The organism is Erysipelothrix sp. strain 2 (EsS2-6-Brazil) (genome assembly GCF_016617625.1).
Lineage (GTDB): Bacteria > Bacillota_I > Bacilli_A > Erysipelotrichales > Erysipelotrichaceae > Erysipelothrix > Erysipelothrix piscisicarius.
Window position 1 is genome coordinate 19,280 of record NZ_SBAR01000002.1, and the last position, 11,273, is coordinate 30,552.

Annotated in this window: 12 protein-coding genes and 2 tRNA genes; all 14 read right to left on the reverse strand. The window is 35.0% G+C overall.

The genetic code is table 11. From position 1 onward, the window contains the following. Positions 1–186 precede the first annotated feature (186 nt). Positions 187–879: an ATP-binding cassette domain-containing protein gene (locus tag EPJ89_RS01725; protein ID WP_125164087.1), complete on the reverse strand. Its 693-nt coding sequence runs from the start codon at positions 877–879 to the stop codon at positions 187–189. Continuing rightward, positions 880–1,884, reverse strand: coding sequence for a hypothetical protein (locus EPJ89_RS08745; RefSeq protein WP_244660780.1), 1,005 nt, complete (start codon positions 1,882–1,884; stop codon positions 880–882). It abuts the gene before it with no gap. Positions 1,885–3,194: 1,310 nt separating this feature from the next. Next, positions 3,195–3,270 (reverse strand) — tRNA-Arg (locus EPJ89_RS01735). A 67-nt stretch (positions 3,271–3,337) separates the two neighbouring features. Next, on the reverse strand, positions 3,338–4,270 hold the full coding sequence (locus tag EPJ89_RS01740) for an alpha/beta hydrolase (RefSeq protein WP_200548856.1): 933 nt from the start codon (positions 4,268–4,270) through the stop codon (positions 3,338–3,340). Between the two features lie 137 nt (positions 4,271–4,407). Beyond that, positions 4,408–4,911 carry a hypothetical protein gene (locus tag EPJ89_RS01745; protein WP_244660781.1) on the reverse strand — a complete coding sequence of 168 codons (504 nt, stop codon included), beginning with the start codon at positions 4,909–4,911 and terminating at the stop codon, positions 4,408–4,410. Beyond that, positions 4,911–5,558, reverse strand: coding sequence for an ATP-binding cassette domain-containing protein (locus EPJ89_RS01750; protein WP_200548857.1), 648 nt, complete (start codon positions 5,556–5,558; stop codon positions 4,911–4,913). Before EPJ89_RS01750 ends, EPJ89_RS01745 begins: the two co-directional genes overlap by 1 nt. Continuing rightward, the gene (locus EPJ89_RS01755) at positions 5,545–6,132 is read right to left on the reverse strand and encodes a hypothetical protein (protein WP_244660782.1); all 588 of its coding nucleotides are present in this window, start codon (positions 6,130–6,132) and stop codon (positions 5,545–5,547) included. The genes EPJ89_RS01750 and EPJ89_RS01755 overlap by 14 nt, the downstream gene beginning before the upstream one ends. Before the next feature lie 98 nt (positions 6,133–6,230). Next, the gene (locus EPJ89_RS01760) at positions 6,231–6,833 is read right to left on the reverse strand and encodes a hypothetical protein (RefSeq protein ID WP_200548859.1); all 603 of its coding nucleotides are present in this window, start codon (positions 6,831–6,833) and stop codon (positions 6,231–6,233) included. Next, positions 6,820–7,728 carry a hypothetical protein gene (locus EPJ89_RS01765; protein ID WP_244660783.1) on the reverse strand — a complete coding sequence of 303 codons (909 nt, stop codon included), beginning with the start codon at positions 7,726–7,728 and terminating at the stop codon, positions 6,820–6,822. The genes EPJ89_RS01760 and EPJ89_RS01765 overlap by 14 nt, the downstream gene beginning before the upstream one ends. Before the next feature lie 303 nt (positions 7,729–8,031). Continuing rightward, a tRNA-Val gene (locus EPJ89_RS01770) sits at positions 8,032–8,107 on the reverse strand. Between the two features lie 96 nt (positions 8,108–8,203). Further along, positions 8,204–9,199 carry an SIS domain-containing protein gene (locus tag EPJ89_RS01775; RefSeq protein WP_123171107.1) on the reverse strand — a complete coding sequence of 332 codons (996 nt, stop codon included), beginning with the start codon at positions 9,197–9,199 and terminating at the stop codon, positions 8,204–8,206. A 9-nt stretch (positions 9,200–9,208) separates the two neighbouring features. After that, positions 9,209–10,033 carry a PTS system mannose/fructose/sorbose family transporter subunit IID gene (locus EPJ89_RS01780; RefSeq protein WP_422653441.1) on the reverse strand — a complete coding sequence of 275 codons (825 nt, stop codon included), beginning with the start codon at positions 10,031–10,033 and terminating at the stop codon, positions 9,209–9,211. Beyond that, positions 10,020–10,790, reverse strand: a complete 771-nt coding sequence (locus EPJ89_RS01785; protein ID WP_123171105.1) for a PTS mannose/fructose/sorbose/N-acetylgalactosamine transporter subunit IIC — start codon at positions 10,788–10,790, stop codon at positions 10,020–10,022. Before EPJ89_RS01785 ends, EPJ89_RS01780 begins: the two co-directional genes overlap by 14 nt. Before the next feature lie 15 nt (positions 10,791–10,805). Beyond that, positions 10,806–11,270 (reverse strand): PTS sugar transporter subunit IIB, encoded by a 465-nt coding sequence (locus EPJ89_RS01790; protein ID WP_003774783.1) that lies wholly within the window; start codon positions 11,268–11,270, stop codon positions 10,806–10,808. Between the last annotated feature and the right edge of the window lie 3 nt (positions 11,271–11,273).

Genomic DNA, 11,273 nt, shown 5'->3' on the forward strand with positions numbered 1-11,273 from the left:
CACACATAAAATGTAAACGCTATCTAAACATTTTTAACACGAAGTCAAAAACAGCGTATTCATCCACCCGATTCACTCTTGATTTATATCCACAAAAAAAAATCTCAAGTTCAAATCTCGAGATTTTTTCACGAACACTATTATTAATCACTTTAAATTGAAGGTCTTATTAGATTCCATGCCACTTCAAAATGATATCGTCCCGGATTTTTTATTGATTGAAAAACCTGGTTCACCATCATTACTTTCTAAGACTAAGTGTGTATCTGCCAGTGTCATAAGATAGGAATCATGAGTAACAATCACCACTGTCTTCCCTTCATCCTTCAACATCATCAATAATTCTATGATTTTATCTCTGTTTCGCTCATCTAAACTCCCTGTCGGCTCGTCACACAAGACAAGTTCACAAGGTTTTAAAAGGATTCGTGCAAGTGCGATACGCTGTTGTTCTCCCCCGGAACATTGATAAACAATTTTATCTTTAAATCCATCGAGACCTACTTTTTTTAGGACCTCACTCACCTTTTCTTTTTTGTTCTTTAGCTTAACGTTCTCTAAAGCTAACATTAAATTATACTCGACGGATTTGTTCTCGACGAGCGCAAAATTTTGAAAAAGATAACCGATTTTTGTGCGTAATAATGCCGTTGCTTCTTTAGAAAACGGTTTAGGATTTGCTTTTCCAAACAAGGTCACTGTGCCTTCGTCTGGCGTATCCAGGAGTCCAATAATATTTAATAATGTACTTTTACCACTTCCTGATGGGCCTGAGATTACAATAACTTCATGAGATGGCATTTCTAGATTAATTTCAGTTAAGATTGGTATATCGTTAAACTGTTTAGAAATCCCTTCTAACTTTATAATTGATTCCATTTAGTCATCTCCTTTTAAAATTGTAGACACTTCCGTCGATTCATATTTTCTTATGCTCACCTTAATGGTGATCCATTCCAACATTAAGGTCGCGATTAAGATTCCTAATAATACCGCAGCAATTGCTTTGTCTCCTGAAGCCTGGTAGAGAAGATATGTAAAGGCAGCAATTGTTGAAAAGACTGAACCGTTAATGAGCATTGCATAGCGATTGTAATAATTCGTCCCATTGAGATATCTAATGGCAATTTTTTTGCTATAGCCATCAACATAGATTTTAATTGAAGTATAGTTTATTATTAGATGTATTAAAAAATATAATCCAATCAATTGTAAACAAACTAAATAATCATTTTTTATTTCAAAAATACTTAATTCATAGACATCTCGCGATTTCACAACTTTATAGCTCGCATCATAATCTTGATCCATACGTTCCAAGATATTTGTAAGGCTATTGGTTTCTCCGTTGTATAACAAGCTCACAGTAAAGTTATCAATCCCTCTTGAGTAAACATTGTCTACAAAGTAAATAGGATCATCTATGGTCCCTGCTGGAATGGCTATCGTTCTATTGGCGGATACATAAGTTGAATTTGGTTGAATATAAAGAATTTCATAGTTACTCATATATGGCTCTAAGTAAGTATAATACGTATTAGCTCGTTCCTTAGAAACCAAGATATAATTTTTATCTTTTGATAACATTTTAGGATTTAACATTCGATTTGTTTCGTCAGTGATACTGACATAATCTAAATAAGCATTATTAATGTGAACAGATGGTGGTACATATTCATCCATTGATAATTCAATATTCTTGTACTGATCATGTTTTAGCACGGTGAGGTAGAAATCATATGCATCATGGTTTGCGTATGCAATATCATTTTGACTTACAAGCTCAAACAAAGCTTTCTCATAGTCCTTATAATCTTTATCCACAGGAGATTTTGATGCATAAGCAATTCGTTTAGAATTTAAAACCATTGGATTTTCTGTCAATGAATTTATATGCCCCTGTTTGTATTCAATGCTTTGAATTCGAGTAAAAATAGGAATAAGAAGAATAACTATGGAGAGACCTTTCAAAAATAAGTGTTAGTACATAGATCGGTACAATTGACATACTCGATTTTAAAATTTCATTAGACGTTCGTTTAACAACCCAAAAATATGTAATGAACAAACATCCTAAGATACTAAAAACATAAATAAGAACAAATGGAATCAGTTTTACTAAAAACTTAAATAGTAACGTTCCATAAGAATCCGAGATGACAAAAGCTGTACAAAAAATCGTAAGAGCGAATAGAATTGATAGAACTATAATGTCTTTTAAAAATAATTTTTTTATAATTTGTATTGTTGACTGTCCTTGCAAATAACGTATCCCGATTTCCTTACCATTTTTAAGTACTGTAAGTACCATTAACATAAGAACACCGATAACAGCAACAACCGTTGCCGGCTGTAATTCTCTATCCACACTTATATTATTCATTTGTCCTAACTCAGATACAAAAAATCCGGAAGGTCCATTCATATAATTATAAACTTGAAAATAATCAAAAATTATCTCTTGTATCTGTGTTGAATATTCGTCAACAAAAATTGTAACTAAAGTTTGAATACCACTTGATGGATAGTATTCTTCTATTTTGGACAAGGGATAGATTGAAATGGAATCTTTATAAGTTGAATCAAAATCATAGAAACGATGATCAAGATAATCAATTAAATAACTCGGCTTTTTGAGTTGATTATTAGATATAACCCAATCATCATTAATAAAAAAACTTTCCTATAATCTCCCCTCTTTCACAGTAATGTGGCTTAAGAGTTTCGATTCATTACCACTTATAAAATAAAAGTCTCCATTTTCTTGGTTAGTATAATCCCCCTCAGAAGTTGTAATCGCAACATCATATTTGTATCTTTCACTAAAAGTTCTAACGTCTTCTATCAAATCATTAATCGAACGATTCGCTTCACTCGGAGTAATATTAATATAGTAAGGTTTTAAATTTTCTCTTAGACTTTGGTCCGTACCTAAAATCCTGAGTCCTACCTGGTACTCATAATTGAATACTTGAAAGCTGCTTGTAGTAATTAAGATTGCTAACAATATCGTAAAAACCATATTTATTTTTTTGATAAGAAGGCCCCCCTTTCCTTAAATGTACCATAAACGCACACCTATTCATATTATAGTTATGTGTAGATTAATCCCTCTAAAGCTGAAGAACCTAATGATTTTAACGAAAGAAAAAAGTCTCAAGATAATATCTTGAGACTCTTAATTAATTATAAATTGGCACGCCCGACAGGAATCGAACCTGCAACCTTTTGAACCGGAATCAAACGCGCTATCCCTTGCGCCACGGACGCATATCAATGCATGGATATAATACCATAGAATTGATATTTTAAAAAGAGCGTATTTCATTCTTTAAGGTTAAGAATTATTTGGTGTTTGACTTAAATAACGAGTTAGAAATGACTCAATGGATTTTTTGTAATATACAGGATCTTTTTCATAACTCTCTGCATGATTTGCCCCTTTTATTACGATCTTTTCTTTGGGACCAGGATGTGCTTGGTATAAGGTATCCAACATCTCATAAGGTACAAAGTCATCTGCATCCCCATGAATGAATAACGTAGGCAACGTGCTTCGTTTTAAAGACTCAACTGCAGATGCTTCATAGAAATTAAAGCCTGCTTTGACTTGCGTAATCATACTTGTAATTGGAATCATTGGAAAGGCGGGTAGATTATACATATCTTTGAGTTTATAAGACAGTTGATCTGCAACACTGGTATAACCGCAATCTTCAATAACAGCCATGACATTGTCTGGCAGATCAAGACCACTTGCCATCATTACCGTTGATGCTCCCATACTAAGACCAAATAATGCGATTCGAGAATCTTCACCATTTTGATTTATGATTTTTTGGACCCAAGCTTCAATATCAAATCGCTCTGGCCAACCAAATCCAATAAGGTTTCCCTCACTTTCACCATGTGATCGTGCATCCGGTGCGAGCACATTAAATCCCATCTCATGGAACAGTCGGATATAATGACCCACACGGTCTTTGTTATTGCCATAACCGTGTACAACTAATATTGTATCTTTCGTTTCTGTTTTCGCAGGAACATACCACGCTTTAAGTTTCAATCCGGAATCACTGACAAGTTCTTGAGACGTTTTATTCACCGATTTTAACCATTCTTGATCGGGCTTCCATACAGCTTTCACATCCGAGTCTATAAAATCTTTATCCCCCGGAATCAATGCAAGTTTAAAGAAGTACCCACCCGCAAAACCAAGTAGTACCACCAATATACCCGCAACGATTATTAATTTTTTTAAATGTTTCATTGTCACCTCATATACTTTGATGTTCAAAGTAATAAAAGAATAACATAGATTATTAAGTTTGTAAATCTATAAAAAACAGAACCTTAACAACAGGTTCTGTAAAAAATTGCAGGATTCAAATCAATTAAAACAATGCATTATTGATCTAAAAAATCTAAAGCGGTTGGTTCTAGATAAAAATTTTGACCGTAAGCGTGGATGTCGGTGGCTGGATAATCACTCGGATTTGACTCTAAAATACACACTCTTAAAAAATGACGATCAAAATCGAGGTAGATAAAATCTGATTCATAACTTGTATCATTGTATTCAGCCTCAAAATAGTATCCAAAACCTGGCTTCTCAATCAATGGCACTTCTTCAGATTTTACAATTTCAAGAATTTCATCTTCCTCGCTATCCATTACTACTTGATAAATTGTGGCGTTATTGTGATCGCCAAGCGATAAATAATATTGAGTATAACGATCGGAATAGGATTTAATTACCGGATCCTTATAGTTATCATTAAAAATAAATGCGGAATTTCTAATTTCCTTTAACACTTCTTCATTTAATGACAATGTCGGTTCTTCTTGATGTGTACATCCAACAAGAATGAGTGTTATAAGTAACGAAAAAATGAGAACCCGTCTTTTCATTAACATTCCGATTTACCTTTGATGAGTCTTAGTTTTTTATCATCAATTTCATATACAACATCGGCAATTTCAAAAACTTCTTCCCCATGATTGGTAAAAACAAGGGTACATCCTGTCTCTTCAACATATTCATCCAACATTTCTATCACAATTTTTTTACTTAATCGATCCAGTCCATCAAAGGGTTCATCAAGGATTAAGTAATCAGGACGTTCCATTAAAGCTTGAATCAATCTCATTTTTTGTTTCATTCCTAAGGAATACGTTTTATATTTCTTAGATAACTCCGCTTCAAAATTAACCTTTTTAGCGAGAAGGATAATATCCGCCTCTTTCACACATCTTCGAATGCGTGCAATTTCACGAAGGTTTTCAAGTCCTGTTAATGAACCAATAAACTCTGGCGCATTAATACTTACACCGCCATTGGGTACAAAATCGATATCCTGCTGCAATTTCTTCCCATCAATCACAATACTCCCTAATGTTGGGGCAGAGTAGCCGACGATGAGTTTCAATAACACACTCTTACCACTACCGTTTGGACCTACGATTGCGGTCTTTTTTCCTTCTCTTATAATAATATTGACATCTTCAAAAAGAAGTAGGTCTTTAAACTTTTTAGAAACGCCATTAAATTGAATCATAATAAATACTCCTTTTTAAAATAAGTATGGAACCTCCGAAGGCAATTAAAACAAATACGAAAGCTAAAATCATTCGCATCAATTCAAGTTCTAATACACCAACAAAAGAAACAATACTTATTGAACTGTAATAATCAATTGATATCATAATCATAATCATAAAATATGGAAAAATTGATGTAACCAAATTCTCACTGAACCGGATACTGATTGCTTCAAATAACAGTCCAATCGCTAGCATTAGACTTGTTAATCGGGTGAGATATAATATGGTCACAAGCATTGTAGTTAATGTACTTTTATAGACTAAAGTCATGAAAACAAAAAATAAAAAGGTCATGACCATCATCTTAATTGCATTCAAAACATGATACTTCGCTAGAACTGTATAAGAAGTGATTATATTCTTCCGATAAAGTAAGAGACCATAAAATGATTGTAAGTCTTTAAATTCCCTTAAAACGGTATTCATTAATGTAATTGTAATTAACGTAAACACAATGACATTTTGAATGCTTGCTTGATCAATTCCGTACAAAGGAAAACTATTAAAGTTTAAATATAATACATTCATAAGATCACTCAATGTTATGACTCCATGCGGGCCTGGGAATATTTGGAGTAAAGAGATTATAATTCCAAGTATCAAGGTGATAAAATAAATCAATACGGTCATAATTCTAAATCCTCCATTTTTAAGTAGAAGACTAACATCAACAAGAATACATAGGGTAGATAGTTTAAAATAATCACCCCACAATTTAAGCCTTCTAAAAGATAAAAAATGTAGAACGGATTCATGGGATTATCCAATATTGGCATATAGTAACTTGTAGAGGAAAGAATTAACAGAAATTCCATAAAACTTGTTATGGGTAACTTTGAGCCAAGACGTAAAAGTTTTACGAGCACTTCCGATATCCCTAACACTACCACCAGCACCATTATTTTCAGAAAATAATAAAAATCGAAACCCGAATAAAAATAGATTGATAGGATCAGATAAAATAGAACTAAACTAAAATAAAGCACTGAAGCATGATACACAGCGTTCCCAATTGTTTTTAAAGCAAAATTTATTTTTGAGCCATATCGATGTACCGTCATCATCTCACAATCTTCTTTTATATAGATCGAAAAGTACAAGACAATCGTACCAATAACAAAATATATATCATTGAAAAGATTTTGGAATGAAGCTGCATTACCGATCAAAAATATAAAGCTAATATACATGATATAGCCTGCAAATGCTGCTTTTTTAACTAATCTCAAGATGCTTACCTCGCGTCTTATGGTTAAATAATACATAACCTAAAATAAGGGGCATTGAGTTTGTGATAAAAAGCAGTATTGTGGGCGCTGTATTGTAATCACTAATAGAAAAAATAGTGGATGGCGCAAACAACATGGCAATTGGAAACTTATCAATTGTTCCCACAGAAACCAGAGGAAACATAAGAACCGAGAGACCAAAATAATAAATTAAGAGCCCAAACACCACCATACTCTTTTTAGTTGAGAAGAGCGCAACCGATGTTGATAAATAGGCTAAAACAAATGGAATGAGTAAATACTTTACAATCCCCAGTAAAAAATAATAAAACTTGAGGTGTTGATAGTAAAACTTATTTCCCAGTACATCTAAAAATAAATCCGTGTGAATTGTGTATGCGTCAAATCGTCCTCCGCTTATAAATAGAATAAGTAGGTAATATAAAACGTATGCGCTAAAAATTGAACCCGCCACGCTTATCGCGATTCTTAACTGTTCATTGCGAATAAAGTTACGATATTTTTTTACACGGTATGATTTTAAAACATTACAACTGGTTTGGTTTTGATACATTATTAATCCCGCAAATGAAGCAAGTAAAGGAACCACGATTTGGAAAAGTGACAGAGCCCTTGTTAAGTTCGCTTCAAAACTTGAATACTTCAATGCATTATGGAGTTCAATTGAAGTATATTTGATAAATGTGATCTCACTGCTGTCTGAGAAGAAAATCCCGACATCAGAATTAAATAAACTTTCGTTACTATTTTGGAAATACGAAACGATGATTTGATAGATATCCAATTCATTTAAGAACATAAAGCCAAATAAAAATAGTGATACACAAAAAAGCAAAACATAATACCGAAATTCATTTCTTCTCTTAATAAACATTCCCCACCCACTTATCCAAATTCTATTTGCATCCATTTCCCCAAAAAATAATGCCCTATTTATTACCGAGTTTACTCATGTTTTTCTAAAAAACAATCGCTTAGCGGTTTCATTATAACCATAAAAGGAGTCGTAAGTCAAAAATGCGCCCACAAAGGTGCATTGTATTTTTAGTTAAACTGTTCATGGTTTCCTTGTTTTCATTTTCTATTCGCCTTGAAATTAAACGCATTCCCCACACTAAATCCACAGATGAGAAAGCATAAAAAAACCACCCTCGTCGTGGGTGATCCAGAATAAAAATGGTGGAGGTTAACGGGCTCGAACCGCTGACCCTCTGCTTGTAAGGCAGATGCTCTCCCAACTGAGCTAAACCTCCATGGAAGATAAGTCTAACATATGTATAAGCGAATAACAATGCGTTTGAACTGAAAATTTAAGAAAGAAAACCCACTTGTTTAAAGTGGGTTTTCGCTTAATAATCCAATTGTCGGTAATAACGACGAATTTCTGTAGGATGACAGTTTATTTTCTCAATATGAGCATCAATACGACGGTTAACGGCCATCATTACAAGATGACAAATGTGACCACGATATTTTTCACTAATCCCTTTCAGTTCATAATCTTTACTATCAATGACTTCATAGTTTGCGCATATACGCGGAATAAAATCGACAACACGTGTTGATAATGGACGAGATGTATCTTCTCCTACGAAGATCGTTACAGGGGTGTCACGTTCTACAATCTCAAACATACCATGGAAGAATTCAGGTGCTGTAATTGATTTTGTAGGAAGCCAATGTTGTTCTTCCCAATAACACATTGCATAGGAGTACGTTGCACCCCATTGATTCCCTGCACCCACAAAGTAATGCATGGCATCATCGTGATGACGTTTCGCATAAGCTTCCCCAAATGCATCGGCTTTGATTTCCACATCAACAAGTGCTTCAGGTAAGTATTGATCAAATTCTTGATACATTGCTTCATAATCATCAAAATCACCCTTACGTTGCATTAAACGATCCATAAACATAAAGAACTTAAGTTGTTCATTCAGACCGTAAGAGATGGTGTAATCACCCAATTCCGCAAGGATTGAATTGGGTTCATCGACGAATGCGACAATCGTACACCCAACTTCTTTTAAAACCTTAACCGCGGCCACAACCTCTTGTGTTGTCCCAGTTACAGAAGAATAAACGATAATTGAATCTTTTGTAATGTTCTTATTCCCGGTTACTAAGTATTCCGCTGCATGTTCCACATAAATTGGCAGTGTACTCATCTCTTTTACGTGATGAGCAACTTGGAGTGCAGAAGCATAAGTTCCTCCAATCCCTACAAAATAAATACCGTTATAACCTTTATCATGAATTGCATCGGCAACCTTTTCAATTTCAGGTCGAAGGGCTAATCCCCCTTTAAAACTCGCTAATTGCTTTTCTTTATCAAATTTTAACATACGTTTCTCCTATCCAAAGATTCCTAAATAAACACCAGCAATACCTACTACCATCGTCCCAATAATAAGAATAAGGGGATTTACTTTTTTCTTAAGTAACCAATAATAAAGCCATGTTGTTCCTAAACCGACAAGTCCTGGCATAATACCATCCAATATTTCTTGGAAGGGTTGTGCCGTTTCTCCAGTACCAATTTGTAAGGCCAATCCTGTATAAACCATTTCTTTCGACATACCACCAATAACCATGATCCCTAAGATACCTGCTGCCGCAAGAACTTTATCCATCACACCACTTTGTTGCATTTTCTCAAGATAATTAAAACCAATATTGTAACCGAGATGTGCCCCAAAATAACGTGCTAAGAAAGCAGGGATGTTATAGATTAAAAAGTAAGCGATGGGTCCTAGGATATTCCCACTCATCGCAAGTGATAAACCAACACCTAATGCAATAACTCGAATACACCCTACAAAGATCGAGTCTCCAATTCCAGATAAGGGTCCCATTAACGCCGTTTTAATCGCACTAATCGCCGTTGCATCGACCTCTCCATCTTTATGTTTTTCTTCCATCGAACACACAATACCACCAACAAATGGTGCTAATTGGGGTGTAATATTAAAGAATTCAATATGACGTTGTAACGCTTCCGCATACCCTTCTTGATCATCCTTATAAATTTTTTTAAGGGTTGGATCCATCATCATGCCAAATGCAAGATGCATCTGACGTTCATAGTTCCAAGAAAACTCCATGCCTAAACTTCCAGCATTGAAGGCCATCTTGGTAATGTCTTGTTTGGTAATTACACTGTTGTTAGAAGTCATCATCATCGTCCTCCACATTTAATCCTGCCGGTGCTTGTCTAAAGCCCCCTAAGAAGTCAAATTTTTCAATTACAATAATGACACCGATAATCGCAATCCCTAATACCGGTACATTGAGATAAGCAGATAAAACAAATCCTAAGAAATAAAATGGTACAAGTTTCTTGTTTAAAATCATACGCATTAACATCGCAAATCCAAGCGCAGGAAGAAGTCCCGCAGCTGCATCCATACCGGCAATAATTTGTTCTGGTATTGCTGCAATAACATTAGACATTGCTTCAGCACCGAAGTAAAATCCTAGGCAAACTAACAAGAAACGACGGACCACTGTAATCATCCCAATACTCCAGTGTGCTGTTTTAATACCACCAACACTACCTGCCTCTGCCGATTTATCAGCAATGCGTAGGATAAAGGAATTGACAACGTTAAAGATATTTCCAATTGCAAGTGAGATTAATGCAAGTGGCATAGCAAGCGCAATCGCTGCTTCGGTTCCAGATCCCATCGAGATTGCAAACGCTGTAGCCAATGTCCCACCAACAATTACATCCGGTGGAATATAGGCACCAATTGACACGGCCCCCATAAAGAATAATTCTAAAGTAGCACCAATAATAACACCTTGTTGAACATCTCCTAAGATAAGTCCAACAATGGGTCCAAGAATAATTGGGCGATTAATATACAGTGATCCCAGTTGATCCCCGAAGACACCCAATGCCGCTACTAAACCAATCAATATTGCTTGTAACATGAATTCTTCCTCCTTTTATAGTTTTACTACCTGCTTTGAGTCGCTGGATAACATCCGTATTTCTACTTCTTTTCCAGCATCCATTAATTCCTTCAACAATTTCTTATCGGTTTCACTGACAAAGATGGCTTTACTGATTTGTTCATCATCACCTTCTTTTTTCGTTCCACCAAGGTTAATGGATTGAATCTGTGGACATGCTTGCGCAAGCTTATACGCAACGTCAATGGTCCGTACGACAATTAACAGCTGATACTTATCTGTAACGCCACTGTTTAATGCGTTTATTGCATCTTCAACATTCTTTATGACTAACTTAACATTGGCTGGTTTTGCCAGTTTCAATGTGGTCTTCCAAATATCATCGGAAACGACATCATCATCTGCAATCAAGATACAGTCTGCACCAAGGGCATTGGTCCAAGAGAATGCAACTTGTCCATGTAAGAGACGATGGTCAACACGACATAATACAATCATAAG

Excerpts from the sequence above, each read along its gene's own strand:
- EPJ89_RS01750 (WP_200548857.1), bottom strand. The coding sequence starts at position 5,558 with ATGATTCAATTTAATGGCGTTTCTAAAAAGTTTAAAGACCTACTTCTT.
- EPJ89_RS01765 (WP_244660783.1), bottom strand. The coding sequence starts at position 7,728 with ATGTTTATTAAGAGAAGAAATGAATTTCGGTATTATGTTTTGCTTTTT.
- EPJ89_RS01775 (WP_123171107.1), bottom strand. The coding sequence starts at position 9,199 with ATGTTAAAATTTGATAAAGAAAAGCAATTAGCGAGTTTTAAAGGGGGA.
- EPJ89_RS01745 (WP_244660781.1), bottom strand. The coding sequence starts at position 4,911 with ATGAAAAGACGGGTTCTCATTTTTTCGTTACTTATAACACTCATTCTT.
- EPJ89_RS01740 (WP_200548856.1), bottom strand. The coding sequence starts at position 4,270 with ATGAAACATTTAAAAAAATTAATAATCGTTGCGGGTATATTGGTGGTA.
- EPJ89_RS01725 (WP_125164087.1), bottom strand. The coding sequence starts at position 879 with ATGGAATCAATTATAAAGTTAGAAGGGATTTCTAAACAGTTTAACGAT.
- EPJ89_RS01755 (WP_244660782.1), bottom strand. The coding sequence starts at position 6,132 with ATGAATGTATTATATTTAAACTTTAATAGTTTTCCTTTGTACGGAATT.
- EPJ89_RS01780 (WP_422653441.1), bottom strand. The coding sequence starts at position 10,033 with ATGATGACTTCTAACAACAGTGTAATTACCAAACAAGACATTACCAAG.
- EPJ89_RS01790 (WP_003774783.1), bottom strand. The coding sequence starts at position 11,270 with ATGATTGTATTATGTCGTGTTGACCATCGTCTCTTACATGGACAAGTT.
- EPJ89_RS01785 (WP_123171105.1), bottom strand. The coding sequence starts at position 10,790 with ATGTTACAAGCAATATTGATTGGTTTAGTAGCGGCATTGGGTGTCTTC.